The sequence below is a fragment of the Rhizobium sp. Root1334 genome (genome assembly GCF_001426665.1).
Lineage (GTDB): Bacteria > Pseudomonadota > Alphaproteobacteria > Rhizobiales > Rhizobiaceae > Pararhizobium.
The window spans coordinates 441,704-468,295 of sequence record NZ_LMEY01000012.1 but is presented as its reverse complement, the minus strand read 5'-3'; the positions used below and the strand labels follow the sequence as shown (position 1 = coordinate 468,295).

Genomic DNA, 26,592 nt, shown 5'->3' with positions numbered 1-26,592 from the left:
GTGTTGGCCATGGAAAACAATTGGTTCTTCCCACCACATGATGGGATCCGCCTGAGCGATCTGGCGGATCAGATCGGTGCGGTGCTACAGTCGCCCGAGTTGGGCGACCGGTTTGTCCGGTCTGTAGCGCCGACCTATCGGGCCGGTGAGTCCGATGTCTGCTACATGCTGCAGCGACGCTTTCGCGACGAGTTTGAAACATCAAAAGCCGGCGCTATCATCTGCGATGCTACGATAGCCGCAATTGTCCCGCCGCATATTCCGGTTCTCCTGACACGACACCCTCACACCGCTTTTGCGGTTGCCGGTGCAATTCTGCATCCGCAGGCCGTGCGGCCTGAACAGAACCTGTTGGGGCTGGGCGGAATATCTCCCGCTGCTTTTGTCGATCCGACTGCGCAGATCGAAGACAATGTCGATATCGAGGCGACCGCCGTCGTTGGCGCTGGTGCGCATATCGGCACAGGCACGCGGATCGCTGCCGGCGCCGTTATCGGACCAGGCGTCCGTATCGGCCGGGACTGCACGATTTCGGCTGGGGCAAGCGTGATGTATTCGCTTGTCGGCAACGAGGTTATCATTCATCCCGGCGCCCGGATCGGCCAGGACGGTTTCGGCAACGCGCCGGGACCAAAGGGGGGCATGATCAAAATCGTCCAGATTGGCCGCGTCATCCTGCAAGACAGGGTTGAGATTGGCGCCAATACGACGATCGACCGTGGCGCGATGGACGATACGGTGGTCGGCGAGGGCACCAAGATCGATAATCTCGTCCAGCTCGGCCACAATGTTCGCGTTGGCCGTCATTGCGGCATCGCCGCACAGGTCGGTATTGCTGGCAGCACGCGCATTGGCGACGGCGTTTTGATCGGCGGCGCTGCCGCGATCAATGGACATATCACCATCGGTGACAGGGCTCAGATCGGCGCCATGAGCGGTGTCGCATCGGATGTCCCGGCCGGAGAGCGCTATGGTGGCATTCCAGCGCGTCCGATGCGTGATTTCCTGCGTGAAATTGCAGAGATAACGGCACGGGCGCACAACAGGCAAAAAAAATCAGGAGGCAAAGATGAGTGAAGCTGCAACCACCGTTCTTGGTACGGCTGACATCAAGGAAATCTTGAAGCTTCTTCCGCACCGTTATCCGTTCCTGCTGGTCGACAAGATCATCGAGATTGATGGCGACAATTCGGCGATCGGCATCAAGAACGTCACCGCAAACGAGCCGCACTTTACCGGGCATTTTCCGGAGCAGCCGATCATGCCGGGCGTTCTGCTGATCGAAGGTATGGCGCAAACTGCCGGCGCGATCTGCGCACGCAAGAATGGCGAGGGCAGCAACCTCGTCTATTTCATGACCATCGACAACGCGCGTTTCCGCAAGCCGGTCATTCCGGGGGACCGCGTCGAGTTCCATGTCGTCAAGCAGAAGCAGCGCGGCAATATCTGGAAATTTCATTGTGATGCAAAAGTTGACGGGCAACTTGTCGCAGAAGCTGATATCGGCGCGATGATTATCAGCAAGGAAGACGCCTGAACATGATTGCCTCCACTGCGAAGATTCATCCGCTCTCGGTCATCGAAGACGGAGCGGTGATCGGTGACAATGTTGTTGTCGGACCGTTCTGTCACGTTGGCCCGAAGGTGACGCTCGCAGAGAATGTCGAACTGATCAGCCACGTCGTCGTTCTCGGGCGCACGACGGTCGGCAAAGGTTCTAAGATTTTCCCGTCGGCGGTGATCGGCGGCGATTCGCAGAGCGTGCATCACAGCGCCGTCGATACGACATTGCTGATTGGTGAGAATTGCACCATTCGCGAAGGCGTGACAATGAACACCGGCACCGTCGAATATGGCGGCGCCACCATCGTTGGCGACAACAATCTGTTCCTTGCCTATTCTCACGTTGCCCACGATTGCCGTCTCGGCAACAACATCATCCTGTCCAACAATGTCATGCTCGCCGGGCACGTCACTGTCGGTGACCGCGCCATTCTCGGCGGCGGCTCGGCGGTGCATCAGTTTACCCGTATCGGCCGCCATGCCTTCATCGGCGGGCTTTCGGCCGTTGCCTACGATGTCATTCCTTATGGCATGCTCAATGGCAATCCCGGCCTGCTTGGCGGTCTGAATGTTGTCGGTATGAGCCGTTCCGGCATCGAGAAGCCGGTCATTCACGCCGTGCGCCGTGCCTACAAGCAGATTTTCGAAGGCCCGGAATCGATTCGCGCCAATGCGGCTGCAATTCGCGCTGACTATGCGGATTGCCCGCCGGCGCTTGAGATTCTCGATTTTATTGCAGCCGAGAGCGATCGGGCGCTGTCGTCTCCGACACGGGGCAGCAAGGGCTGAGGCAAATGAGCATGCACAGCCGGCCAGAGATCAAAGACCGGCTGGCAATCATCGCCGGTAGCGGCTTGCTGCCGCTGCATGTCGCTGAAGCCGCACGGACCCACGGCGAAAACCCTTTCATCATCGCACTTGCCAACGAGTCGGACCGGGACTGGTCGTCCTTCGATCACACGACGCTCGGGATCGGCAATTTCAAGGCTATCAGCGGCACCTTTCGCGATGCCGGCATTGGCCGTGTGGTCATGTCGGGCGCTGTGCACCGCCGGCCGGATTGGCGCGATATCAAGCCGACGCTGAAAAGCCTCGTGAAAATACCGAGTGTTCTGCGCACGCTTTTATCCGGTGGCGACGATGCCGTTTTGAAAATGGCGATCGAACTGATCGAGACCAATGGCGCCCGGGTTATCGGCGTGCAGGAGATTGTGCCGGAACTTCTGGCCGAAGTCGGCACGTTGAGCGCCCGCGCGCCAGGTGTCGAGGATCAGGTGGATATCGAGATTGCGGAAGCCGCAGCCATCGCGCTCGGCCATCTCGACGTCGGGCAGGGCGCTGTTGCCGTTGGCGGGCGCGTCGTGGCGCTTGAGGGGCCGGAGGGCACAGACGCGATGCTGGAACGGGTGGCGCGGTTGAAAGCCGACGGACGCATTTCCAGCCGCCGCCGTGGTGTGCTGGTCAAGCTTTGCAAGCCGCAGCAGGATTTGCGCGCCGACCTTCCCTCTGTCGGGCCATCGACAATCAAGGGCGCACAGGCCGCCGGACTCGCTGGTATTGCCGTCGAAGCGGGCCGGGCGCTGGTCCTTGATCGGGAAGAAATGATTGCGCTTGCCAATGAAACCGGCCTTTTCGTCACTGGTGTGGACCGCGCCCTCTTGCGAGGTGGGCAATGAGCGAAAACAAGCTCAAACTTGCGGTTATTGCTGGAGAAGTGTCCGGCGATCTGCTTGGCGCTGATCTCGTCAAGGCGCTGCGGCCGCTGGTGAAGGGCGAGCTCTCCCTGGTGGGCGTTGGTGGTGAGGGACTTGAGGCAGAGGGATTAAGGTCGCTGTTCGACTATTCCGAGCTGTCGATCATGGGGATTTCCCAGGTTCTCGCCCGGCTGCCGAAACTGATCCTGCGGATTCGCCAGACGGCCAGGGCGATCATTGCCGCCAAACCCGATATTCTCGTCATCATCGATAGCCCGGATTTTACGCATCGTGTCGCGCGGATCGTTCGCAAATCCATGCCCGGTCTGCCTATTGTCAATTATGTTTGCCCAAGTGTCTGGGCGTGGAAGCCGGAGCGGGCTGTCAACATGCGGCCCTATGTCGATCACGTGCTGGCGGTGCTGCCATTCGAACCAGACGTCATGCAGCGCCTTGGCGGACCGCCGACGACCTATGTCGGACACCGGCTGGCTAGCGACGTCAATGTGCTTGCCGTGCGGACGCGGCAGGCGGAGAAGCGTGGCAGCCCGGAGGCAAAGACATGCCTGCTTCTGCCGGGGTCTCGGGGCAGCGAAATCAGCCGCCTCCTGCCGGCGTTTGGCGAGACAGCCGAGGAATTGCGCACCCGGCATCCAGATATGCGGTTCCTGCTCCCCACAGTTCCGCGCCAAGAAAGCCTCGTGCGCCAGATAACGGCGTCCTGGCCGGTCCAGCCGGACATCACGGTCGGAGCCGCCGCCAAATGGCAGGCTTTCGCTGAAGCCGATGCTGCGGTTGCAGCTTCGGGTACGGTGATCCTGGAGCTTGCGCTGGCCGGGATCCCGGTCGTATCGACCTACAAGGCCGACTGGATCATTCGCCTGATGCACAAGCGCATCAAGATCTGGACGGCGGCCATTCCCAATCTGGTGGCAGATTACCCCATCGTGCCGGAATATTTGAACGAAGCCATTCGGGCCGGTGCGCTTTCGCGTTGGATGGAGCGCCTGACAGGCGACACGCCGGAACGCCAAGCCATGCTCGCGGGATACAACACCGTCTGGCAACGCATGGCGACAGAGCAACCGCCTGGCGAGGCAGCCGCTGGTGTCGTTCTCGATGTTCTCAATGCAAAAAAGCCCGGTCATTTCTGACCGGGCTTTTTCAATCGTTATTTCCGCAGCTTAGCGCTTGGAAACCGGGACGTAATCGCGTTCCGGTTCGCCGATGTAGAGCTGGCGCGGACGGCCGATGCGCTGTTCCGGATCCTCGATCATTTCATTCCACTGTGCGATCCAGCCGACCGTACGGGCGAGTGCGAAGAGCACTGTGAACATGGTCGTGGGGAAGCCGAGCGCCTTCAGCGTGATGCCGGAATAGAAGTCGATGTTCGGATAGAGCTTCTTCTCGATGAAGTAGCTGTCGGTCAGCGCGATGCGCTCCAGTTCCATCGCGACTTCGAGCAGCGGATCGTCCTTGTGGCCGAGTTCGGCCAGCACTTCATGCGTCGTCTTCTGCATGATCTTGGCGCGCGGGTCGTAGTTCTTGTAAACGCGGTGGCCAAAGCCCATCAGGCGGAACGGATCGTTCTTGTCCTTGGCGCGGGCGACGAATTCCGGAATGCGATCGACCGAGCCGATTTCCGACAGCATGTTGAGGGCTGCTTCGTTGGCGCCGCCGTGAGCCGGACCCCAAAGGCAGGCAATGCCCGCAGCGATACAGGCGAACGGGTTGGCACCCGACGAGCCGGCGAGGCGAACGGTCGAGGTCGAGGCGTTCTGCTCATGATCTGCATGCAGGATGAAGATGCGGTCCATGGCGCGCGAAAGCACCGGATTGACCGTATATTCCTCGCAAGGAACGGCAAAGCACATGCGCAGGAAGTTCGATGCGTAATCGAGGTCATTCTTCGGATAAACGAAGGGCTGGCCGATATGGTATTTGTAGGCCATGGCTGCGAGCGTCGGCATCTTGGCGATCATGCGCAGGCTTGCAACCATGCGCTGGTGCGGATCGGTGATGTCGGTCGAGTCGTGATAGAAGGCCGACAGTGCGCCGACACAGCCGCACATAACAGCCATCGGGTGGGCATCACGGCGGAAACCGGTGAAGAAGCGCGACATCTGCTCGTGCACCATCGTGTGGTGCGTGACGCGATAGTCGAAGTCCTTTTTCTGCGCTGCCGTCGGCAGTTCGCCGTAGAGCAGCAGGTAGCAGACTTCAAGAAAGTCGCCGTGCTCTGCGAGCTGTTCAATCGGATAACCGCGATGCAAGAGGATACCCTGATCGCCATCGATATAGGTGATCTTGGATTCGCATGATGCGGTCGATGTGAAGCCGGGATCGTAGGTGAACTGGCCGGTCTGCTTGTAGAGCGTACCGATATCGACCACATCCGGACCGATCGACCCTGATCGTACCGGCAATTCCACCGTTTTGTTGTCCACGGTTACGACTGCGCTTTTTCCTGTCATGGGGGATCCTCCGTTTGCAGCAAATTGGCACACAATTATGCCGCAGATATTAACGCCGACCATGTGCTATCCGATTTAATCACGGCTGCCAAGTTGAACGAAAGGCAAATTGTGCGATGCAAAAATAGGCATATGGCGACGCAATAATTACACGTTCGAGCCATATGTCCAATGACATAATTGTCCGCAAACTGACCAAGCTTCCAGGTGCAGAATGGTTTTGCATCTTTTTTGTGCATCAATCTCGTCGGTTGCATTCCGTTCTTTCAGGTTGCAGAATGCAGCCGGGCGTGGACGGTTGGAACAACATCCATGAAAGAGGGGCAGCAGCCAGGAGTGGCGTCACGCGCGCGGTCTGACGATGCGTTTAACCGCGTCCTTGCGAGTGCTCCGCATATCCCCGTCGCTGTGGGGAAAGAACTGGAAAACCGGGCTTGGTCAGGTTACCTTACGGGCCGCTCAGCGGCATTCAAGCGGCTACGAACCATCCGCTGGTATGCCGCTTTCCAAAAGGCTGTGGCAGAGGAACAGGCCTTCGGGCATTCCTTTTTGTTTGTTCCGGTCTTTCTGGGGCTAGGCGCGCTTGTCTGGTTTTGGCTCCCTTATACGCCGGGCCATCTCAAACTTGCACTGCTGATCTGCGTTTTCGGCATGGCGGCTTTCGCACTTCGGTACCGTTCAGGCCTATTGCCCACGGGCATGCTGATTGTCGCTTTATCGACTGCAGGCATGGGGCTTGCTGCGTTGGAGACGGCGCGCCTTGATACGGTGGTGCTTGACACACCAGTCACCACACGGGTTATTGGCACCGTCACAGCGCGGGAAACCACGGATCGGGGCTACTGGCGATATACTGTCGCAGTCAGCCGGACCTCGGAGCCGGAATTGAAGCGCCCGCCAGCCAAGGTCACGCTGTTATCCCGCAGCCGCGAAACGCCTGTGGGGATTGGTGAGGGTATCGAGGGCAGGGCGCGGTTATCGCCGCCATCAGGGGCCGCGCTTCCCGGTCTCAATGATTTTGCCTTCGACAGCTATTTCAGGGGTATCGGTGCTGTCGGCTATTTCTACGGAAAACCGCAGGCGGTATCAGCCGTGGAAGACGTAGCCAGAAGCAGGGTTGCCGCTTGGCGTGCTGAAATGGGGGAAACAATCGCCCGCTGGCGCGAGGCGATTGGCGCGCGTATTCGCGGCACCATCGGAGGCGACGCCGGGGCCATAGCGGCCGCGTTGGTTACCGCCGAAGAACGCGCTATCGGCCGGCCGACGATCGAGGCGCTGCGCGAGGCAGGGCTTGCGCATGTGCTGGCGATCTCCGGCCTGAACATGGTTCTGGCCGCCGGAACCTTCCTGGTCGGTGCACGCACGCTGCTCAGCCTTGTTCCTGGGCTGGCACACCGTTTTCCGATCAAGAAATTCGCCGCTGCCGGCGCACTCATTATGGTATTCGCATACATCCTGATCTCGGGAGGCGCCGTTTCGGCGGTCCGGTCCTGGATCATGATCTCCATCATGCTTATTGCCGTTTTCTTCGACCGGCCGTCGATCAGCCTGCGCAATGTGGCTTTGTCGGCTTTGATTATCCTGATCGTCACACCGTCTGCCGTGACGGGGCCGGGTTTTCAGATGTCCTTTGCTGCAACGCTGGCTCTGGTCGCGGGCTATGCGCATTGGCGGGACCGGCCTAGCCGCGATATTCTTCCAACAAGCCGCGCGATTGGTCCTTTGAAGGCCGCTGGCGGTTTCTTTGCCGGTCTGCTGCTCAGTTCGCTGATCGGCGGCCTGTCGACGATGATTTACTCCGCCGGCCATTTCCACCGGCTGGCCACCTATGGTTTGATCGGCAACATTCTGGCCATGCCGATCATCAGTATTTTCGTCATGCCCTTCGGTCTGTTGGCCATGCTGTTGATGCCCCTTGGTCTCGACCGTTACCCGTTGCTGGTCATGGGGCAGGGGCTCGACTGGATGATCTCCATCGCGCGCATGGTCTCCTCATGGGACGGGGAAGTGACAACGGGCCGCATTCCTGATCACGCCTTCACGCTGATCGCCGCCGGTGGTGTCCTGGCCTGCCTGTTCCGGACATGGCTGGCGGCTTCTGGTCTCGTTGTCATCGCAGCCGGCCTCATGGCGGCATCGATGAGCGCTGTTGCGCGACCGGATATGGTGGTCGCCGAGGATGGCCGTCTGGTTGCCATGATCAAGGAGGCGGAGGCTGCGAGCAACAGGGCAAAGCCGCCCGATTTCGTGTTTTCCCAGTGGCAGCGCGCTTTACGCCTGCAGGAGCATCAAAAGCCACAGCAACGGCCTGAACTGGTGATCAGGGATGCCGTTGAAGCAGGATCAGACGTCGAAGAAGCCCCGGAGGCACGAAAATCAAAGCCGCCCATCGATAAGGACGCGGCGCGTATTGTCATCCGCAGGCTTTTGGCTGAGGCAGCGCCTGACCGTTTCGCTTGCGCCCCAACGCAATGGTGCGCGGCAACGGCGCAGCACGGTTGGCGCATCGTCACTGTCGATGATGCGCGTTTCATCGGTGTCGCCTGCGAAGAGGCCGATATCATTGTGACGCCGGTCATGCTGCGTTTTCGTAACTGCCGGTCGGGTGCGGTGTTGCTCAGCGGCCAGAGTTTGCGCCGCACCGGCGCAGTCGAGATTTATGGCGTCGAGAACCGCACAGTGGACGGCGTGGCCGGCCATGCCGGGATGCGGGTCGTTTTTGCGCAGGAACAATTGCAACGTCCCTGGGCGCAACACCGGACCTATGATTGGCGCACCGGCCTGTTCGATGCGCGGGGGATGAATGACTGACCTGTTCAAATCCGTCCGGCATGCGCGAGAAAAGTGGAATTCTCGAATGATCATTTATTCTTGATTAAAGCACTCCACAAATACTTGTCTTTCCGCCATAGTATGTCATATGAAGCCGCGATTGATGCAGGCGCGTTCGGCGCCGGGCGTCAAATGATGTGTTTACGTGTTCCCGCCGTCTTATCCTCCCAAGGATTGGCGGGCGATGACGAGGTAGGATAGGTCATGCCGAACCGTGCAATGCCGAAATGGATGATGCTGGCGGCCGTGCTGCTGGCGTTCTCGAATGCCGGAGCGCTTCGCGCGCAGGAAACCCCGGCTGCGGCCGTCAATGAAACACAGCAGCCGGCTCAGGTGACGCCGCAAGCTGACGCAGCGCCGGTTACGCCCACGAATGAAGGAACCCCCGCAGCGCCGGTGAACGAGCAGTCGGCTCCAGCCAATGACGCCGCAGCCGTTGACGCGCAGGCAACGTTGCCAAACCCGGTGTTGCCGCACGATCTGTCGCCGTTCGGCATGTTTATGGCCGCCGACATGGTCGTCAAAGCTGTCATGACGGCATTGGCTCTGGCATCGGTCGCAACCTGGGCCATTCTGCTCGTCAAGTCCTTCGAACTTGCTGCCGCCAAGCGGAATGCACGGCGCGCAGTAAGGGCCTTGTCCGATGCCGTTGTGCTGCGGGACATGCGTGAGGCGCTGACGGTGAAAAAAGGGCCGGCTGCGGAGATGATCTCGGCCGCCAATGACGAACTGTCGAAATCAGAGGCGGTACTCGACATTGTCTCGACGCAAGGGGTCAAGGAGCGCGTGGCATCGCAGCTCTCCCGTATCGAGGCGGGTGCCGGCAAGCGGATTGCCAGCGGTACCGGTATTCTCGCGACGATCGGCTCGATCTCGCCGTTCGTCGGTCTTTTCGGGACTGTCTGGGGCATCATGAATTCGTTCATCGGCATCAGCAAGGCGCAGACGACAAACCTTGCGATCGTCGCGCCGGGCATCGCTGAAGCGCTGCTGGCAACGGCTATCGGTCTGGTTGCAGCTATTCCCGCCGTCATGATCTACAATTATTTCGCCCGCTCGATCGGCGGCTACCGCCTGATCCTGGCCGATGCTTCGGCTGCGGTTGAACGCCTCGTCAGCCGCGATCTCGATTTCCGGCAGGCACGCCGCTTGGCGCCGCGCAAGCCCGAAAGCCATGTGCATTCGGAGGCCGCCATAGCGCGGATCGGATAAGATCATGGCCAGCAAAATCAGCGAAGGTGGCGGTGACCTCGAAGAAAACAGCGAAATCAACGTCACGCCCTTCATCGACGTCATGCTCGTTCTCCTGATCATCTTCATGGTGGCGGCACCGCTTGCCACTGTCGACATGAAGGTCGATCTGCCGCAATCGGCGGCAGCGCCGGTAAAGCGTGAAGACAAGCCGGTCTTCGTGACCCTCAAGGCGGACCTCTCGCTGGCCCTTGGGAACAATGAGGTCGGTCGTGACGGTTTTGTTGCCGAACTCAACGGCATGACCGAGGGCAACATGGAGACACGCATTCTTCTGCGTGCCGATAAGGCCGTCGACTACGGCGAGCTGATGACAGTCATGAACCTCATTCAACGGGCCGGTTATACCAAAATCGGATTGGTCGGTCTGGAAGCAGCGCCTGCCGGCTGACGCTGGCAGTCCGCTTAGAACTTGTAGCCGATGGCAAGGCCGGCGTGGCTGAGACCGTCGTTCGGCCCATCGCAGAGATTGGCGTGCGACGAATGGTCGGCTGTCGCAAGCATCTGCCAATTGTCCGTTACGCGATAACCGAGTGCGATCTGTTCGCGAAACAGCAGGCGGCAACCGAGGTCCGGTCCCTTGCCGCCGCCGCCATCCAGTTTACCGTTGTGAACGGTTCCGCCAAGCCCAAGTTCAACGAAGAGGCGGCTTGTGATATCGGCGGTCCAGCTGAAGCCGCCGAAAATCTGATCCACCCCGTCACCCGTGCCCACCGAAGCACCCAGATAAATCCGTGGTTCCAGAATGGTTTGCTGCCACGTTGCCGCCGTGCCGCTCGACAGGGGATCGAAGAAGAGGGTGGCCGATGGAACGATGCCCGACTCGTGTGAATTGCTGCCGCTGATGGATGCGCTGGTGCCGAACCGCAGTTCGTCGAAAATCTGTTCGGCTGCAATCGCGTTGTTCAAGCTTGAGAGGGAAAGAAGCAAACCCGACGATAGAAGGAGGAGCCGGAAAGTTGAGCTGTTTGGCTGTTTGAGACGTACTGCCACTTTCAAAATCTCCAGTCCCGGTGATTCGCTGTATATGCGGTAATGCAAATTTGCCCGGATTTCCTGCTTCCGGAAAGGGTAGAATATGTTGACCGGCTTTTGTGAAGCTTGCTTTTTTGCAAGAACTGCATTCCATAGCTTGAAACGGCAGATGCGCGGATTTATGAGCTTGGCCATGCCCGGCCGGCTGAAGCGCCACCGGTTTGTTTTATCTGCGCAAGCCAAAAGCGCGCACACGCCGGAAGACGATCCGGATTTACGAAGGCAGGCAAGATGAATTTCGAAGCAGCACGCATCAAGATGGTCGACAACCAGATCCGCACGACGGATGTGACGTCGCACGCCGTTCTCGCGGCATTCCTATCGGTCCCGAGGGAAGAATTCGTGCCTGCCGCACTGAAGCCTCTTGCCTATATCGACAGCGATATTGAACTGGCTGCAAGTGCTGAAGGCGAGCGGCGTTACCTGATGGAACCGTCGCCTCTGGCAAAGCTTCTTCAGCTGGCGGCAATTTCCAAGGATGACAAGGTTCTGGAGATTGGCTGCGGCACCGGCTACGCCTCGGCAATTCTGTCGGAGCTTGCGGCCTCGGTCGTAGCACTTGAAAGCGATGCCGCTCTTGCGGCGGAGGCAACCGCAACATTGGGCCGCCTTGGGCACGCGAATGTCTCGGTCATTACTGGGGATCTTGAAAAGGGCCATGCCGCAGGCGCACCGTATGACGTGATCTTTGTTCACGGCGCTGTCGAGACGGTGCCGGATTCGCTGTTGTCCCAGTTGAACGACGGTGGCCGCCTTGTTGCCGTGGTTGGACTTGGCAATGCATCGAGAGCCCAGCTTTTCCTACGTGAAAACGGCAGGACATCGGAGCGCCTGGCGTTCAATACCGCCGTCAAGCCGCTACCGGGCTTCCGCCTGGCGCGCGAATTTGTATTTTAATACGTCTCATTCGACGATTAGGCGCCCGCTTGTTGGCGCGTGAATGGCCGAACTGTAATCTGGCAGAGCGGCATTCACGCGATTGAATATTAGCTTAAAATAATATGTAGGTATTCGCACGCGGCGACATTTTGACCATTTTTCCTCGATATCGGAACGGGACAAGACGTGACAATCACATCCGGCGGCGCCGGAGCGCCACGTTTTCGCAATTTGCGCGCCCTACCGGCCTTTGTTTTGGAGTGAGTTTAGTGTCGTTTCTTCGTAAAACAGCTGCGGCGGCCGCCCTTTCATCCGCCTTGTGGCTTATGCCGCATGCTGTCTTCGCTGAAACTATTTCCGATGCGATGGCAAAGGCTTACCAGAATAATCCGGAACTGAATGCGGCGCGCGCCGGGCTTCGTGCTACCGACGAAGGTGTGCCGATCGCCAAGTCCGGCTACCGGCCGCAGATTTCGGCTACCGTTACCGGTTCAGCGACACGGTTGGGCACGGAGAGCCTGTTTCGGCGAGGTACGCCGATGCTCGCCGAAGATTACACCACCGGATCTGCCGGTATCACCATCACTCAACAAATTTTCGACGGCTTTCAGACCCTGAATAATGTCAGGGCTGCCGAGGCGAACGTATTTTCAAGCCGTGAGACGCTGAAGGCGAATGAAATCTCCATCCTTCTGGCGGCAGCGCAATCCTATGCCAATATCGCCCGTGATCAGCGCGTCGTATCGATCCGCAAGCGGAACCTTGCCTTTCTCAAGGAACAGTTGAGCGCCGCGAAGTCGCGTCTGGATGTCGGCGAGGGGACGCGTACCGACGTCAGTCAGGCCGAGGCGGAACTGGCGGGAGCCCAGGCAATTCTCGTCAATGCCGTTTCGCAACTGAAGCAGAGCGAGGCCGTCTATGTCCAGATCGTCGGCGATGCCCCAAAGGGCATCAAGCAGCCAGCGCCTGCATCCAAAGCACTGCCGAAAAGCCTGGATCAGGCTGTTGCGGCCGGTTTGCGCGATCATCCGACGATCGCCGCTGCGCAGTACAATGTCGATTCTGCCGGTTTCAGGGTCAAATCAGCAGAGGGAACGATGCTACCGGGCGTCGTGATCCAAGGCTCAGCGTCGCGCAACACCACCGACCGCGACCGCAACAGCGACACTGCGAACGCCTCCATTACCGCCCGGCTTGAAGTTCCACTTTATCAGGGTGGCGCCGAATATGGCCAGATTCGCCAGGCCAAGGAACGTCTTGGGCAGCAACGCATCATGGTCGATACCGCTCGTGCCGAAGTTCAGCAGACCATCATCACGGCGCATGCCCAGTTTGAAGCGGCGCTTGCGACAACAGTGGCCAACAAATCCCAGGTGAGCGCCGCAAACCAGGCATTGGCGGGCGTCATCGAGGAGCGCAAGGTTGGTCAGCGCACGACGCTCGACGTACTTGATGCCCAGCAGAGCGTATTGGTCGCTGAAGAAAGCCTCGTGGCATCGCAACGCAACGCCGTCGTTGCCAGCTACTCGTTGCTCGCGGCTATGGGGCGGCTGACAATCCAGAGCCAGGGCCTGCAGGTGGTCGAATACCGTGCCGAGGAACACTATGAGGCCGTCAAGGACAAATGGTTCGGATTGCGGACCGTCGACGGCCGCTGACCGCCAGCGCTCATCCCTATTTTATCGCGTGTTGCCTGGTACCCCCCGCGAGCGCTTCTGCCGTGGGATTGGGGGTAGGTGACGCCGCCAACAAATCTGTGCAAGATTCCCAGTAGATGATTCGCAACGTTTTGTTCGGCGCCGAACTCGCATACAGTCCGCGCCAATGACTGGCGGTAATGTTCCGATCGAGCGCGACCGCAGAAACGGGGATAATGATGGCACAGCCCAATGTAGCGCGTGAACCTTCGATGGACGAAATTCTGGCTTCCATTCGAAAGATCATCGAAAGCAACGAGCCCGGCATTCCCGGCTTTCCCGCCAATGATCTCGGTCCTGCTTCTGACAATGCGTTTCGCGGCTATGACGAGGACGATGCTGGTGAAGACATTCACCTGACGATCGACGATGAGGTTCTTGCAAAGGAATTCGAAGCCGAAGAACAGAAGAATTTCATAGCTGTGGAGCCGCCGGTGCGGGAACCGCAGTTGCGAGATACGGAGAGTGTCAGCGTAAAACCTGCCGTATCGCCGCCGCCGATGTCTCTTGCCGATGTTGCTGTGCGTGTTCGTGCTGCGTCCGAACGGCATTCGGCGCCGTTGCGCGATCCGGAAAATCAGCCTGCCGCCACCCGCACCAAATCCGATAACCCGACAGTCACATCGCGTATGGCGCCATCGCCCTTACCTTTGAATACAGAGATCAAGCAGGACGCAGCAATGGCTGCAGCGATTTCCCTTGTTCCGCCGGTTGTTGCTCCTCAAGTGGTCGAGCCTGCCGCTGCTCCTCTCGAACTGGCGCCTGAACAGCGCCAGCCATTGTCCATCGTGACGGAAAAAGACGTGGCCGCGATTGTTTCGCCTGCCGTCGGCGAACAGGTCGCGCGTTCTTTTGGCGATCTGGCGCTGGCCGTTGATAGTGGCGCGCGGCGTTCCTTTGACGAGATTGCCGAAGATATGCTGCGTCCGATGCTGCAGGAATGGCTGGATGACAATCTGCCAACGCTGGTCGAGCGGCTGGTGCGGGAGGAAATCGAGCGTGTTGCGCGGGGCCCGAGGCGCTAGACCACGCATTTCTTTCTTTCAAAGCCGCCAGCAATCACACTGGCGGCTTTTTTGCTGTTATTGTTGACAGCAATGCCCCGTTCCGATTTACAAACCATCGATATCAATCAGCAAGTTTGGCTCCAAAATGCTTGAAAAAACCTATGATTCCGCCGCTGTCGAACCGCGTATCGCCAAGATTTGGGATGACGAGGACGCCTTCCGTGCAGGTGCAGGGGCAAAATCGGGCGCCGACAGCTTCTGCGTGGTCATCCCGCCACCGAACGTGACGGGTTCGCTCCATATGGGCCATGCACTGAACAATACGTTGCAGGACATCATGATCCGCTTCGAGCGCATGCGCGGCAAGGATGTGCTCTGGCAGCCGGGCATGGACCATGCCGGCATCGCCACGCAGATGGTTGTCGAGCGCAAGTTGATGGAGCGCCAGCAGCATCGCCGCGAAATGGGCCGCGACGCCTTCATCGACAAGGTCTGGGAATGGAAAGCTGAATCCGGCGGGCTGATCTTCAATCAGCTGAAACGTCTCGGCGCCTCCTGCGACTGGTCCCGTGAGCGCTTCACCATGGATGAGGGCCTGTCGAAGGCTGTACTCGAAGTCTTCGTTTCGCTCTACAAAGAGGGCCTGATCTACAAGGACAAGCGTCTGGTCAACTGGGACCCGAAGCTCCTGACTGCGATCTCTGATCTGGAGGTCGAGCAGATTGAGATGACAGGCAGCCTCTGGCATTTGCGCTATCCGCTGGAAGAGGGGGTTACCTACCAGCATCCGATCGCTTTTGACGCTGACGGCAATGCGACGGAATGGGAGACGCGCGACTATCTGGTCGTCGCCACCACGCGGCCGGAAACCATGCTGGGCGACACCGGCATTGCTGTTCATCCGGATGACGAACGCTACAAGGCCATCGTCGGCAAGCATGTCGTGTTGCCGCTGGTTGGCCGCCTCATCCCGATCGTCGCCGACGAGTATCCAGACCCGACGGCTGGTACCGGCGCCGTCAAGATGACGCCTGCCCATGACTTCAACGACTTTGAGGTCGGCAAGCGCCGCCATCTGCGTCAGGTCAACATCCTGACGATTGATGGCCACATCACGCTTGCTGGAAACGAGGAATTCCTGGAAGGCCTGCCGGCGTCCGATGAACTGGAAGCCCTGGTCTCGGCGCTTGATGGCGTCGAGCGGTTTGCTGCGCGCAAGGCGATCGTGACGATGTTCGAGGAGCGTGGTCTGCTCGACAAGATCGAACCCCACAAGCACACCGTTCCGCATGGTGACCGCGGCGGTGTTCCGATCGAACCGCGATTGACGGAACAGTGGTATGTCGACGCCAAGACGCTCGCCAAGCCGGCGATGGCGTCCGTTCGCGAGGGCCGGACCAACTTCGTTCCGAAGAACTGGGAAAAGACCTATTTCGAATGGATGGAAAACATCCAGCCCTGGTGCGTTTCCCGGCAATTGTGGTGGGGTCACCAGATTCCGGCTTGGTATGGACCGGATGGCCAGGTCTTTGTTGAGAAGACGGAAGAGGAGGCGCTGCACGCCGCGATCCAGCACTATCTGTCGCATGAAGGCCCGATGAAGGCCTATGTCGAGGATCTGCTGGAGAATTTCCGGCCAGGTGAAATTCTCGTTCGTGACGAAGACGTGCTCGACACGTGGTTTTCGTCGGCTCTCTGGCCGTTTTCGACGCTTGGCTGGCCAGACAAGACGCCGGAATTGGACAAGTACTATCAGACAGATGTCCTGGTGACTGGCTTTGACATCATCTTCTTCTGGGTTGCCCGGATGATGATGATGGGCCTGCACTTCATGAAGGATAGCGACGGTACGCCTGTCGAGCCGTTCCATACGGTCTATGTTCACGCCCTGGTGCGCGACAAGAACGGCGCCAAGATGTCGAAGTCCAAAGGCAACGTCATCGATCCGCTCGACCTGATCGACGAATACGGCGCCGATTCGTTGCGGTTCACGCTGGCGATCATGGCGGCGCAGGGACGTGACGTGAAGCTCGATCCGGCCCGCATCGCAGGCTATCGCAATTTCGGTACCAAGCTTTGGAACGCGACGCGCTTTGCCGGGATGAACGGCGTTGCCAACGATCCGAAGTTCGTGCCTGAAACCTCTTCGCTGACGATCAACCGCTGGATCCTTACCGAACTGTCGCGCACGATTCGCGACGTTACCGAGGCGATCGAGAACTACCGTTTCAACGAGGCCGCCGGCAGCCTGTACCGGTTTGTCTGGAATCAGGTCTGCGACTGGTATCTGGAACTGCTGAAGCCTGTCTTCGGTGGCGAGGACGAGGCTGCAAAAGCTGAATCGCGGGCTTGCGTTGCCTACATTCTCGACGAGACCTATAAGCTCCTGCATCCCTTCATGCCGTTTATGACGGAAGAGCTCTGGGCGCAGACAGCGGGCGAGGGTACCACACGCGACAGCCTGCTCTGCCACGCCGAGTGGCCGGCCGCCTCCTACGCGGATGATGCCGCCGCCGGTGAGATCAACTGGCTGATCGATCTGGTATCGGGCATCCGTTCGGTCCGTTCGGAAATGAACGTCCCGCCAGCTGCAATCGCGCCTCTGGTCGTCGTTGAAGCCAGCATGCTGACTAAGGAACGTCTGGAGCGTCATGCCGCCGCTATCCGCCGGCTGGCGCGTGTCGATGCGATCGACTTGGCTGCGGCTGCGCCGAAGGGGAGCGCGCAGATCGTGGTTGGCGAGGCAACGGTCTGCCTGCCGCTTGGCAGCCTGATCGATCTTTCGGCTGAAAAGCTGCGGCTGGAAAAGGCGATCGGCAAGGTCGAGCAGGAGCGCGAGCGTATCCTCGGCAAACTGTCGAACGAGAAGTTCGTTGCCAATGCCCGTCCCGATGTGGTCGATGCGGAGCGTGAACGCCTGGCCGAACTGGATGGCCAGAAGGCATCTCTCGCGGTCGCATTGGCCAGGGTCGCCGACGCCGGTTGATGTCGATACAACTGCGAGAGGCATGCCATTCGGGATGCCTCTGCAGCCATAATTTGTATAAAAATGACAAAAAAAGGCGGTTCTGGCCGCCTTTTTTATATTGTTTGATTCTCTTTTTGGGCGCGATGGCCGTTCACACGGAAAAATGCGGCAGCTCTACCTTTTGACGCCAACTTATTTCACTGTCATCGCGGCACATCTTCCAAAAAATGGCATTGTTGTGTCGAGGTTACAGCTATCAATATTTATGGAATATTATTCCTATTTTTACAGAAATTGGATTTTTTGGTGAAATTATTTACCCATTTTTCTCGTTCTAATACGAAATTCGGTTTTCTTACGTAAATTTTTGGTGCGCTGACGTGACCCGTTGCTAAATCTAGGTATTTGCCATCCGCCGTTCCCGGTCGATAGTTCTTTCCAACAGGTTGGCGGTTACGTCGGCCAATGATCTGTATTCAGGGGGAGAAAACGGATGGTTCACACCAAAATCAAGGCGACGATCACCGCGGCGCTTGCTGTGTTGTTGACCAGCACGGCCGCTAGCGCCGGCGGTCTGGAGCGGGGCGGCTACAACATCGATCTGCTGTTTGATCCATCGACCTATGCGGCAGAAGCTGCAGCAACTTACGTCAATCCGCAGCGCGAACTCGACAATGTGGTAGATGTTAATCCGGCAAACGGTATCGGTTCGAACGGCCGCGGAGCCGGCCAAACCAATGGAATCGGCGAAACTGAAGGTTATTGGGTGCCGCGTATCGGCGTCAAAGCCGGCTTTGGCGATAGCGTCGATTGCATGGCCGATTATTCGCAGCCATGGGGTGCGCATACCAAGCCGGGCGCGAGCTGGATGGGTGCCAATGACAATATCGAAACGAAGATTGAAAGCGACAACTACGCTGCCACCTGCTCCTACAAGTGGGATATGGGGAAAGGTCAGTTCCGGATCATCGGTGGCGGCTTCTACCAGGAAGTCGGCGGCTTCAAGGAACGTCTTGTGACCCCAGTCTTCGGTGGGGGTTTTGACGGCGTTGGCCGTCTCGATCTGGATGGCAGCGGTTGGGGGTGGCGCGCTGGCGCTGCATACGAAATTCCGGAATATGCGTTTCGTGCGAGTCTCGTCTACAACAGTGCCGTGGATCTCGACAATCTAGGGGGAACGATCGACCTGACCAAGGTTCTCCTCCCCAACGGCGCAGGTGGTTTTGTTCCGGGCACCCGGTACGATGTCTCCAGCTTTGCGTCCATGCCTGATTCCCTTGAGCTGAAGGTTCAATCCGGTATCGCGCCCGGCTGGCTTGTCTTTGGATCGGTCAAGTGGACAGACTGGAGTCAACTGCAGGTCATTCAAATCACGCCGAACAGCACGCTCGATCCACGCAATCTACCGTCGAGCCTCACCCTTCTCTACCGCGACGGCTGGACCGTGACGGGTGGCGTCGGCCATAAATTCAACGATCAATGGAGCGGCGCGGCCAGCCTGACCTGGGATCGCGGCACGAGCCATGGTTACGGCAACCAGACCGACACCTGGACGCTCGGAACAGGTGTGTCGTATGCGCCGACCGAAAATGTTGAACTGCGGCTCGCTGGCGCCGTCGGCGTTCTGACAAGTGGCAGTTCGGTTGGTGAGGAAGTGACGTACGATTTCGGCAACGACATCGTCACCGCCATTTCCACGTCGCTGAAGGTCAAGTTCTGATCATCCAGGACAGTGCAAGAAAAAAGCCCGGTGCTCGCATCGGGCTTTTTTTGCATGCGTTTGTGGCCGTCAGGGAAGGGTGGCTCTGATTTTGCGGCTCCTGCAGCAGGCGTTGAGTATTGCTACGCGACCAATGGCGGGCTCAGGCCGCTTGCCGTAGTTTCGTGATCAAAAAATTCAATGGCGCTCGTTGAAATTTCTATGTTTCCGGCATCACACTTTGTGACGATTCAGCAACACATTCTTTCTATAGTCTGCAACGGCCTGCTGGCTGCCGATTGTGTCTATTTCCCGCCACAAACTGGGAGCACCGATGGATTTGACAAACGTGCCGGTAAGTTTTGAGCATGCGGCGTTTGAGGTAAGATGAGTCATAGCATTTTCGAAAAAATCCATGCCTCCCCTGATGTTACGTGGCTTTGCTGCAGCTTTCGCAAGCTGCTTGAATGGTCGCAGGGGCGTGTGGTGGATGAGGCGGCCGGGGCAGGCCGCACTCTTGCCGGAAACGCTGATTACTGTTTGAAAAATGCCGGTTTGAGCGGCGCTTTCGACAGAGGCTTATCGGGACCTTTTGTGAACCGGCTCTTGGGTTTGAACGGAAGAAATAGACTATCATGCTGATACGCGGTTACCGGTCGTTGACGTTTCTTGTTTTGAGTGTAGCGCTCACGCTGACCGCTGAGAATCGCATGGCTTATGCGTTCGATCCGAATGCCGGCATCACCAAGGAATCGGGCCCTTTCGCCCTCTTCAAGTTTGGATTTTCCGCCTATAAGAATGGCCGCAAGGACGAGGCGGTTGAAGCCTACCGATACGCCGCCGAAAAGGGCCATACGGGCTCGCGCTGGGCGCTCGCCAACATGTATGCCTATGGCGATGGCGTTGCTGAAAACGATCTGGAAGCCTTCAAGATCTATAACGAGATCGCCGAGAAGGGGGTTGAGCCCGGCTCCGAGGATACTGGATATTTCGTCAATGCACTGATTTCATTGGCTGGGTACTACCGCCGCGGCATTCCCGACAGCCCTGTCAAAAGCGACCTCGGTCAAGCTCGCCAACTTTATTTTCAAGCCGCCTCCACCTTCGGTGTTCCCGAGGCGCAGTTTCAGCTTGCCAAAATGCTTCTTTCCGGTGACGGCGGCAGCGTTAATGTCCAGCAGGCGAAGAAATGGCTCAACCGTGCCCGCAAGAACGGTCACGCCGGTGCCATGGGCGTATTTGGCAATGTGATCTTCCAGGAAGGCCAAACGGCGCGTGGGCTGGCCTATATGACCGCAGCGCTTGACCAGTGTACTCCGAAGGAAAGACCCTGGCTGCAATCCCTGCAGGAGCAGGCCTTCTCGATCGCCGGAGAAGATGACCGCCGCAAGGCCGTCGCGATGGCGCATAGCATTCATCTCGACAGCGATAGCGATTGAGCCGTAGGGCTCCTTCATTCAAGCAGCAAAATTGAACTGCGCTGCCACCGGCACGTGATCGGACGGCTTCTCCCAGGCGCGCACGTGCTTCTCGATATCCGTCGAGATCAGCCGGTCGGCCGCCTCCGGCGACAGCATCAGGTGATCAATGCGGATGCCAAAGTTCTTCGGCCAGCAACCGGCCTGATAATCCCAGAATGTGTAGAGTGGCGCCGCATCCGTCGTTGAACGGACGGCGTCGGCAAAGCCCAGGTTTTCGAGCCGGCGGAAGGCCTGACGGGTGCGCGGCTGATATAGCGCGTCGTTCTGCCAGACTTTAACGTCCCAGCAATCATGCGGCTCGGCAATGACATTATAATCGCCGGCAAGAATCAAAGGCTCCTCCAGAGCAAGGCGGCTCTGCGCAAAGGCAGCCAGGCGCTCCATCCAGGATAGCTTGTAAGGATATTTCTCTGTTTCGACCGGATTGCCGTTGGGCAGATAGAGCGAGCAGACACGGATTGCCCCGTCCTTGACCGAAAACACACCCTCGATGAACCGTGACTGCTCATCGGCCGCATCGCCAGGCAGGCCGCGATTGATTTCGTCCGGCTTCAGCTTCGACAGGATGGCGACGCCGTTGAAGCCTTTTTGGCCATGCGTCTCGACATGGTAGCCCAGCGCTTCGATCTCGGCGCGGGGAAAGCCCTCATCCATTGTCTTGATTTCCTGAAGGCAGACGATGTCGGGCTGCGATTCTTTCAGCCAGGCCACGAGAACGTCGATGCGGGCCCGAACGCCATTGATGTTCCAGGTAACGATTTTCATGCGATGGACGTCCTTTTGGCTGGCGGCGCAGAGGCCTGTTCTGCTTTTAGCCGCTGCGCGTGTTTTTCACAAACCCGGTGAGGGTAAAAGACGTGTGGATGGCGGCCGAATTGCTTCCTGGTTCCGGCCCGTTATAGTTCTGCGCATGATCGATCTGCTGATAACCTACTGGCCGCATATTCTGGCGACGCTTTCCATCATCCTTGGCGTTCCTGCCGCCATTCACGCGACGATGACCAAGGACGAGGTTCGCTCGGCCCTTGGTTGGGTTGGCGTGATCCTGTTGTCGCCCATCGTCGGAGCGCTGATCTACGGGATTGCCGGCATCAATCGCATCCGCCGCTCGTCGATCGGGCAGCAGCGATCACTGTTCCGCGAGCGCGGACCGGATGCCATGGGCAAGTTCGATGTTTCCAGCACGGTCATCGCAGAGCGGTTCGGGCAGCGATTCGGTGCAATGAAGTTGCTGGGGGATCGTGTCAGCCGGCATCGCATGTGTGGCGGAAACGGCATCACGATGCTGGAGGGCGGCGATGCTGCCTATGCGATGATGCTGGAGCAGATCGGCGGTGCAACGCGCTCTGTGCTTCTCGAAACCTATATTTTCGATCGCGATCCAATCGGGTTGCGGTTCGCCGACGCCTTGATCGCCGCTGCCAGGCGCGGCGTTGCTGTACGGGTGCTCATCGATGCCGTTGGAGCGCGCTATTCGGTGCCAAGCATCGTTGGTTACCTGCAGCAAGGCGGCGTTACCGCCAAGGTTTTCAATGGCAACATCATCATGGGGCTGCGGCTGCCCTATGCCAACCTGCGCACTCACCGGAAGATTCTCATTGTTGATGGCTCCGTCGCCTTCACCGGCGGCATGAACATCCGCTCTGGTTTTACGGGCGAGTTTGCCGGCGAAGGACAGGCACGTGACACGCATTTTCGCGTCACTGGTCCCGTCGTTGCCGATCTTTTTCAGGTAGCATCCGAAGACTGGCGGTTCTCGAGCCGCGAGGCGCTGGATGGGCCGGCATGGAAAATCTCTGTTGCGCCCTCTCAGCAGAAGCCCACCATGCTGATGCGGGCCGTGCCCTCCGGGCCGGACCGCGCCAACGAATCCAACCACAAGATGATGATGGGGGCCTTTTCCGTCGCCAGACGCAACATCCGCATCATGTCACCCTATTTTCTGCCTGACCGGGAGCTGATCAGCGCATTGGTGACGGCAGCGATGCGTGGGGTTGAGGTCGATATCATCGTGCCTGCCGTCAACAACCTGGTGCTGGTGGATCGGGCGATGACGGCGCAGTTCGACCAGACACTGAAGGGCGGGTGCCGCATCTGGCGCGCCACAGGTGCGTTCAATCACTCCAAGCTGATGACGGTCGACGATCGCTGGGCCTATGCCGGCTCTTCCAATCTCGATCCGCGCTCTCTGCGGCTCAATTTCGAGATCGATCTGGAGGTGCTGGACGCCGGCTTTGCCAGCGCCGTAGGCCACAGACTACAGGGCGTGTTGAGCACCGCCCAGCCCGTGACACTGGCTGATCTGCGCGCCACGCCGTTTACGACGCGCTTGCTCAACAAGATATTCTGGTTGGGATCGCCCTATCTTTAGGGCCGCTGTCAGACCGAGAAACTTGTGCCACATCCGCAGCTTGCGACGGCATTCGGATTCTTGATCTGAAACGACTGGCCGAGCAGATTATCGACGAAATCGATTTCGGACCCGCTCATATAAACCAGTGACAGGCTGTCGATCAGAACTTTGGCCTCGCCTTTTTCCAGAACGAGATCGTCGTCATCGGCATCGCCGACCAGATCGAACTTATAGGAAAAGCCCGAACATCCGCCGCCTTCTACGGAAACGCGCATGGCCTTTTTCTCGGCATCCGATTTCAGGATCACGGCAATGCGTTTTGCCGCCGAGTCCGAGAGAGTTACGGTTTCTATTGTCATATCTACCTCCTGCCGGGGTCAAGAACCGGAGAGATTCGCTGTTTACGTCACCCGTTGCCCAAGTCGTGCCGACGGACGGGAAGGATCAATTCGCGCGGCAAGCCCTTGATTTCGTTCATCGCCAAAAGCGATGTCCACTCGGTGCTTTCCTGCAGCGCCCACTATAGGTATGAAGGCTTTAATACCGCGTCAATGGGATGCTGAACGGGAAATGACATTGGACAGACATGCGCTTGGTTTTGGTGCCGGTGAACGCGCGATTTTCGCCTCGGATCCGTGGGCCAGCCGCGGGAGGCTTTATCCCGAAACAGGCAGCCCGACGCGTTCCGATTTCCAGCGCGACCGCGACCGCATCGTTCACACCACGGCCTTCCGCCGTCTGAAGCACAAGACCCAGGTCTTCATTGCCGCCGATGGCGATCATTATCGCACCCGGCTGACCCACACGATCGAAGTTGCCCAGATCGCCCGGGCGCTGGCGCGGGCGTTGAAACTGGACGAGGATCTGGCCGAGGGCGTGGCGCTCGTCCACGATTTTGGACACACGCCGTTCGGTCATACCGGCGAAGACGCGTTGCACGAGATGCTCGCGCCCTATGGTGGTTTCGATCACAATGCCCAGTCGCTGCGGATCGTCACCAAACTCGAGCGCCGCTATGCCGAGTTCGATGGTCTCAATCTGACATGGGAGAGCCTCGAAGGGCTGGTCAAGCACAATGGGCCACTTGTGGCTGCCAACGGCGAGGGCACGCGCGGTCCGGTGCCTCAGCCCATTCGCGACTATTGCGCGCTGCACGATCTGGAACTGGCAAGTTTTGCAAGCCTCGAAGCGCAGGTGGCGGCGATTGCCGACGATATCGCCTATAACACGCATGATATTGATGACGGGTTGCGCTCCGGCTATCTCAAGTTCGAGATGCTGGAGGAAATACCGTTCCTCGCCGGGTTGATGCGTGAGGTCGGCGATCGCTACCCGGGGCTGGAAGCCAGCCGCTTCACCCATGAAATCATGCGCCGGCAAATCACCGCCATGGTTGAGGACGTGATCACCGTTGCGCAGGATAATCTGAAAGACATCCGGCCGCAGAGTGCTCCTGATGTGCGCAACGCGGGTAGGGTGATTGCGACCTTCTCAAAGGCCATGGCCGAGACGGACAAGCAGATCAAGAAGATGCTGATGACGCGGATCTACCGGCATCCGGACGTGATGCGGGTGCGCAAGGATGCTGCCCTGATCGTCACCGATCTTTACAAGGCCTTCATGGCCGATCCGCGCGAGATGCTGAAACACTACTGGATTGACCAGATCCCCGGCATGGCAGAACCGGCCAAGGCGCGCCATGTCGGCGACTATCTGGCCGGGATGACGGATACCTATGCAATCTCCGTGCACAGGCGTTTGTTTGACCATACCCCTGATTTGCGGTAGTCACCGCGCCGGTTGGCGGCAGCATCGAGCATATCGGGTTGCCGTTGATGTGAACGATAGGAACGCGGTCTCGCGCCTTTGGGCGGAGCTGAGCGGATGGGTGCCATGAATCTCTTCACTGACTTCGGATCAAGAATTAAAAACGTGCTGGAAGCGCTTGATATCGTGCGTGAAAACCGATCAGAGCTTGATTTCAGCCGAATCAGCGTGGAATCGCCGCGTGATGCGAGCCATGGCGATGTCGCGACCAACGCCGCGATGGTACTGGCCAAGCCGCTCGGTACCAACCCGCGTGCACTGGCCGACCAGATTGTCGCCAAGCTCAAGGAAGACCCGGAAGTTGCTGACGTTTCCGTCGCAGGCCCGGGCTTCATCAACGTCAAGCTTTCGATCGCGTACTGGCAGAAGCTGCTGACCGCAATGATCGGCGAAGGCACCGACTATGGCAGGAGTGCCGTCGGGGCCGGCCGCAAGGTCAATGTCGAATATGTCTCGGCCAACCCCACCGGCCCGATGCATGTCGGCCATTGCCGTGGCGCCGTCGTCGGCGACACGCTTGCCAACTTGCTTGAGTTCGCCGGCTATGAGGTCACCAAGGAATATTACATCAACGACGCGGGCTCGCAGATCGACACGCTCGCCCGCTCGGCTTTCCTGCGCTACCGCGAAGCTCTGGGCGAAAAGATCGGGGAAATCCCGGCAGGGCTCTATCCCGGCGATTATCTTGTGCCGGTCGGCGAGGCACTGGTTGCCGAGTTCGGATCGAGCCTGCGGATCATGCCGGAAGACAAATGGATGCCGCTCGTCAAGGAGCGCACCATCGCCGCAATGATGGTGATGATCCGCGAGGATTTGGCAGCACTCAACGTTCATCATGACGTGTTCTTCTCCGAGCGCACGCTGCATGCGGACGGCGCAACACGCATTCGCAACGCCATCAACGATCTGACCTTCAAGGGCCATGTCTACAAGGGCACGTTGCCGCCGCCGAAGGGGCAGTTGCCGGAAGACTGGGAAGATCGCGAGCAGACGCTGTTCCGCTCGACCGAGGTTGGCGACGATATCGATCGGCCACTGATCAAGTCGGATGGGACCTATACTTACTTCGCCGCCGACGTTGCCTATTTCAAGGACAAGTTCGATCGCGGCTTTAACGAGATGATCTATGTTCTCGGTGCCGATCACGGCGGCTACGTCAAGCGGTTGGAAGCCGTGGCGCGGGCGGTGTCCGGCGGCGCGTCGAAGCTGACCGTGTTGCTTTGTCAGCTGGTTAAGCTTTATCGCGACGGTGAGCCGGTGAAAATGTCGAAGCGGTCGGGCGATTTCGTCACGCTGCGGGATGTCGTCGAAGAGGTTGGCCGCGATTCGGTGCGGTTCATGATGATCTATCGCAAGAGTTCAGAGCCGCTCGATTTCGACTTTGCCAAGGTCACAGAACAGTCGAAGGATAACCCGGTCTTCTACGTGCAATATGCTCACGCGCGCTGCATGTCGGTTTTCCGTCAGGCGGCAGAGGCGTTTCCGGACGTTGATTTCGCGGCCGCCGATCTCGCCGGCGCTATCAAAGGCAACATCTCTGATTCGAACGAGCTGCAACTGGTTGCCAAGCTGGCAGAATATCCGCGTATTATCGAGGCAGCCGCACTGTCCCAGGAGCCTCATCGGATCGCATTTTACCTCTATGATCTTGCCAGCGCCTTCCACGCGCACTGGAATAAAGGTAAAGAGTCTCCGGAATTACGTTTTGTTAACGATAAAAATGGAGAATTGACCATTGCCAGACTTGGGCTGGTGCGTGCTGTCGCCTCGGTGTTGAAATCGGGCCTGTCTATTACAGGTACCGCTGCACCAAACGAGATGCGATAGTATTG

22 protein-coding genes are annotated in these 26,592 nt (G+C 58.6%); 17 read left to right on the top strand and 5 right to left on the bottom strand.

What is annotated here, in order from left to right:
* Nucleotides 1–9 precede the first annotated feature (9 nt).
* The 5 genes from lpxD to lpxB are packed head-to-tail and all read left to right on the top strand — an operon-like array spanning nucleotide 10 to nucleotide 4,411.
* Complete coding sequence (lpxD, locus tag ASD36_RS16275; RefSeq protein WP_060511078.1) at nucleotides 10–1,077, top strand: UDP-3-O-(3-hydroxymyristoyl)glucosamine N-acyltransferase; 1,068 nt, start codon at nucleotides 10–12, stop codon at nucleotides 1,075–1,077.
* Nucleotides 1,070–1,537 carry a 3-hydroxyacyl-ACP dehydratase FabZ gene (fabZ, locus tag ASD36_RS16270; protein WP_060505221.1) on the top strand — a complete coding sequence of 156 codons (468 nt, stop codon included), beginning with the start codon at nucleotides 1,070–1,072 and terminating at the stop codon, nucleotides 1,535–1,537. Before lpxD ends, fabZ begins: the two co-directional genes overlap by 8 nt.
* Entirely contained in the window at nucleotides 1,534–2,352 is an 819-nt protein-coding gene (gene lpxA, locus ASD36_RS16265; RefSeq protein WP_060505222.1) for an acyl-ACP--UDP-N-acetylglucosamine O-acyltransferase, read from the top strand. The genes fabZ and lpxA overlap by 4 nt, the downstream gene beginning before the upstream one ends.
* A 5-nt stretch (nucleotides 2,353–2,357) precedes the next feature.
* Nucleotides 2,358–3,239, top strand: coding sequence for an LpxI family protein (locus ASD36_RS16260; RefSeq protein ID WP_060505223.1), 882 nt, complete (start codon nucleotides 2,358–2,360; stop codon nucleotides 3,237–3,239).
* The gene (lpxB, locus tag ASD36_RS16255) at nucleotides 3,236–4,411 is read left to right on the top strand and encodes a lipid-A-disaccharide synthase (RefSeq protein WP_060505224.1); all 1,176 of its coding nucleotides are present in this window, start codon (nucleotides 3,236–3,238) and stop codon (nucleotides 4,409–4,411) included. Before ASD36_RS16260 ends, lpxB begins: the two co-directional genes overlap by 4 nt.
* A 30-nt stretch (nucleotides 4,412–4,441) precedes the next feature.
* On the opposite strand, the gene gltA is transcribed toward lpxB, so the two are convergent.
* On the bottom strand, nucleotides 4,442–5,731 hold the full coding sequence (gltA, locus tag ASD36_RS16250) for a citrate synthase (protein ID WP_060505225.1): 1,290 nt from the start codon (nucleotides 5,729–5,731) through the stop codon (nucleotides 4,442–4,444).
* A 312-nt stretch (nucleotides 5,732–6,043) separates the two neighbouring features.
* Between gltA and ASD36_RS16245 the strand changes: the two genes are divergently transcribed.
* The 3 genes from ASD36_RS16245 to exbD all read left to right on the top strand — a co-directional run bounded on the left by ASD36_RS16245 (nucleotide 6,044) and on the right by exbD (nucleotide 10,205).
* Nucleotides 6,044–8,542: a ComEC/Rec2 family competence protein gene (locus ASD36_RS16245; protein WP_244482253.1), complete on the top strand. Its 2,499-nt coding sequence runs from the start codon at nucleotides 6,044–6,046 to the stop codon at nucleotides 8,540–8,542.
* 225 nt (nucleotides 8,543–8,767) lie between these two features.
* Entirely contained in the window at nucleotides 8,768–9,775 is a 1,008-nt protein-coding gene (gene exbB / locus ASD36_RS16240) for a tonB-system energizer ExbB (protein WP_060505227.1), read from the top strand.
* 4 nt (nucleotides 9,776–9,779) lie between these two features.
* Entirely contained in the window at nucleotides 9,780–10,205 is a 426-nt protein-coding gene (gene exbD / locus ASD36_RS16235; RefSeq protein ID WP_060505228.1) for a TonB system transport protein ExbD, read from the top strand.
* Nucleotides 10,206–10,219: 14 nt separating this feature from the next.
* On the opposite strand, the gene ASD36_RS16230 is transcribed toward exbD, so the two are convergent.
* A complete protein-coding gene (locus ASD36_RS16230) occupies nucleotides 10,220–11,044 on the bottom strand; it encodes an acyloxyacyl hydrolase (protein WP_244482255.1) in 825 nt (274 codons plus the stop codon).
* Between the two features lie 36 nt (nucleotides 11,045–11,080).
* Between ASD36_RS16230 and ASD36_RS16225 the strand changes: the two genes are divergently transcribed.
* The 5 genes from ASD36_RS16225 to ASD36_RS16205 all read left to right on the top strand — a co-directional run bounded on the left by ASD36_RS16225 (nucleotide 11,081) and on the right by ASD36_RS16205 (nucleotide 19,120).
* Entirely contained in the window at nucleotides 11,081–11,746 is a 666-nt protein-coding gene (locus tag ASD36_RS16225; RefSeq protein ID WP_060505229.1) for a protein-L-isoaspartate O-methyltransferase, read from the top strand.
* 308 nt (nucleotides 11,747–12,054) lie between these two features.
* Nucleotides 12,055–13,386, top strand: a complete 1,332-nt coding sequence (locus ASD36_RS16220) for a TolC family outer membrane protein (protein ID WP_060505230.1) — start codon at nucleotides 12,055–12,057, stop codon at nucleotides 13,384–13,386.
* 218 nt (nucleotides 13,387–13,604) lie between these two features.
* Nucleotides 13,605–14,450, top strand: coding sequence for a PopZ family protein (locus tag ASD36_RS16215; RefSeq protein ID WP_060511090.1), 846 nt, complete (start codon nucleotides 13,605–13,607; stop codon nucleotides 14,448–14,450).
* A 127-nt stretch (nucleotides 14,451–14,577) separates the two neighbouring features.
* On the top strand, nucleotides 14,578–17,418 hold the full coding sequence (locus ASD36_RS16210) for a valine--tRNA ligase (RefSeq protein WP_060511076.1): 2,841 nt from the start codon (nucleotides 14,578–14,580) through the stop codon (nucleotides 17,416–17,418).
* A gap of 475 nt (nucleotides 17,419–17,893) precedes the next feature.
* The gene (locus ASD36_RS16205; RefSeq protein ID WP_060505232.1) at nucleotides 17,894–19,120 is read left to right on the top strand and encodes an OmpP1/FadL family transporter; all 1,227 of its coding nucleotides are present in this window, start codon (nucleotides 17,894–17,896) and stop codon (nucleotides 19,118–19,120) included.
* 213 nt (nucleotides 19,121–19,333) lie between these two features.
* On the opposite strand, the gene ASD36_RS30670 is transcribed toward ASD36_RS16205, so the two are convergent.
* Nucleotides 19,334–19,516: a hypothetical protein gene (locus ASD36_RS30670; protein ID WP_156393876.1), complete on the bottom strand. Its 183-nt coding sequence runs from the start codon at nucleotides 19,514–19,516 to the stop codon at nucleotides 19,334–19,336.
* 218 nt (nucleotides 19,517–19,734) lie between these two features.
* On the opposite strand from ASD36_RS30670, the gene exoR reads away from it, so the two are divergent.
* The gene (gene exoR, locus ASD36_RS16200) at nucleotides 19,735–20,538 is read left to right on the top strand and encodes an exopolysaccharide production regulator ExoR (protein WP_060505233.1); all 804 of its coding nucleotides are present in this window, start codon (nucleotides 19,735–19,737) and stop codon (nucleotides 20,536–20,538) included.
* Nucleotides 20,539–20,556: 18 nt separating this feature from the next.
* Here exoR and xth read toward each other — a convergent pair whose 3' ends face one another.
* Nucleotides 20,557–21,345 carry an exodeoxyribonuclease III gene (xth, locus tag ASD36_RS16195; protein ID WP_060505234.1) on the bottom strand — a complete coding sequence of 263 codons (789 nt, stop codon included), beginning with the start codon at nucleotides 21,343–21,345 and terminating at the stop codon, nucleotides 20,557–20,559.
* A 145-nt stretch (nucleotides 21,346–21,490) separates the two neighbouring features.
* On the opposite strand from xth, the gene ASD36_RS16190 reads away from it, so the two are divergent.
* Entirely contained in the window at nucleotides 21,491–22,951 is a 1,461-nt protein-coding gene (locus ASD36_RS16190) for a phospholipase D-like domain-containing protein (RefSeq protein WP_060505625.1), read from the top strand.
* An 8-nt stretch (nucleotides 22,952–22,959) separates the two neighbouring features.
* On the opposite strand, the gene erpA is transcribed toward ASD36_RS16190, so the two are convergent.
* Entirely contained in the window at nucleotides 22,960–23,292 is a 333-nt protein-coding gene (erpA, locus tag ASD36_RS16185; protein WP_060505235.1) for an iron-sulfur cluster insertion protein ErpA, read from the bottom strand.
* 211 nt (nucleotides 23,293–23,503) lie between these two features.
* Here erpA and ASD36_RS16180 point away from each other — a divergent pair, with 211 nt between their 5' ends.
* Nucleotides 23,504–24,721: a deoxyguanosinetriphosphate triphosphohydrolase gene (locus ASD36_RS16180; protein WP_060505236.1), complete on the top strand. Its 1,218-nt coding sequence runs from the start codon at nucleotides 23,504–23,506 to the stop codon at nucleotides 24,719–24,721.
* A gap of 105 nt (nucleotides 24,722–24,826) precedes the next feature.
* On the top strand, nucleotides 24,827–26,587 hold the full coding sequence (argS, locus tag ASD36_RS16175; RefSeq protein ID WP_060505626.1) for an arginine--tRNA ligase: 1,761 nt from the start codon (nucleotides 24,827–24,829) through the stop codon (nucleotides 26,585–26,587).
* Nucleotides 26,588–26,592: the final 5 nt, after the last annotated feature.

Excerpts from the sequence above, each read along its gene's own strand:
- ASD36_RS16245 (WP_244482253.1), top strand. The coding sequence starts at position 6,044 with ATGAAAGAGGGGCAGCAGCCAGGAGTGGCGTCACGCGCGCGGTCTGAC.
- lpxB (WP_060505224.1), top strand. The coding sequence starts at position 3,236 with ATGAGCGAAAACAAGCTCAAACTTGCGGTTATTGCTGGAGAAGTGTCC.
- fabZ (WP_060505221.1), top strand. The coding sequence starts at position 1,070 with ATGAGTGAAGCTGCAACCACCGTTCTTGGTACGGCTGACATCAAGGAA.
- gltA (WP_060505225.1), bottom strand. The coding sequence starts at position 5,731 with ATGACAGGAAAAAGCGCAGTCGTAACCGTGGACAACAAAACGGTGGAA.
- ASD36_RS16220 (WP_060505230.1), top strand. The coding sequence starts at position 12,055 with ATGCCGCATGCTGTCTTCGCTGAAACTATTTCCGATGCGATGGCAAAG.
- exbB (WP_060505227.1), top strand. The coding sequence starts at position 8,768 with ATGCCGAACCGTGCAATGCCGAAATGGATGATGCTGGCGGCCGTGCTG.
- ASD36_RS30670 (WP_156393876.1), bottom strand. The coding sequence starts at position 19,516 with ATGGATTTTTTCGAAAATGCTATGACTCATCTTACCTCAAACGCCGCA.
- erpA (WP_060505235.1), bottom strand. The coding sequence starts at position 23,292 with ATGACAATAGAAACCGTAACTCTCTCGGACTCGGCGGCAAAACGCATT.
- ASD36_RS16260 (WP_060505223.1), top strand. The coding sequence starts at position 2,358 with ATGAGCATGCACAGCCGGCCAGAGATCAAAGACCGGCTGGCAATCATC.
- ASD36_RS16190 (WP_060505625.1), top strand. The coding sequence starts at position 21,491 with ATGATCGATCTGCTGATAACCTACTGGCCGCATATTCTGGCGACGCTT.
- xth (WP_060505234.1), bottom strand. The coding sequence starts at position 21,345 with ATGAAAATCGTTACCTGGAACATCAATGGCGTTCGGGCCCGCATCGAC.
- ASD36_RS16225 (WP_060505229.1), top strand. The coding sequence starts at position 11,081 with ATGAATTTCGAAGCAGCACGCATCAAGATGGTCGACAACCAGATCCGC.
- exoR (WP_060505233.1), top strand. The coding sequence starts at position 19,735 with ATGCTGATACGCGGTTACCGGTCGTTGACGTTTCTTGTTTTGAGTGTA.
- lpxD (WP_060511078.1), top strand. The coding sequence starts at position 10 with ATGGAAAACAATTGGTTCTTCCCACCACATGATGGGATCCGCCTGAGC.
- ASD36_RS16180 (WP_060505236.1), top strand. The coding sequence starts at position 23,504 with ATGACATTGGACAGACATGCGCTTGGTTTTGGTGCCGGTGAACGCGCG.
- ASD36_RS16215 (WP_060511090.1), top strand. The coding sequence starts at position 13,605 with ATGGCACAGCCCAATGTAGCGCGTGAACCTTCGATGGACGAAATTCTG.
- exbD (WP_060505228.1), top strand. The coding sequence starts at position 9,780 with ATGGCCAGCAAAATCAGCGAAGGTGGCGGTGACCTCGAAGAAAACAGC.
- ASD36_RS16210 (WP_060511076.1), top strand. The coding sequence starts at position 14,578 with ATGCTTGAAAAAACCTATGATTCCGCCGCTGTCGAACCGCGTATCGCC.
- argS (WP_060505626.1), top strand. The coding sequence starts at position 24,827 with ATGAATCTCTTCACTGACTTCGGATCAAGAATTAAAAACGTGCTGGAA.
- ASD36_RS16205 (WP_060505232.1), top strand. The coding sequence starts at position 17,894 with ATGGTTCACACCAAAATCAAGGCGACGATCACCGCGGCGCTTGCTGTG.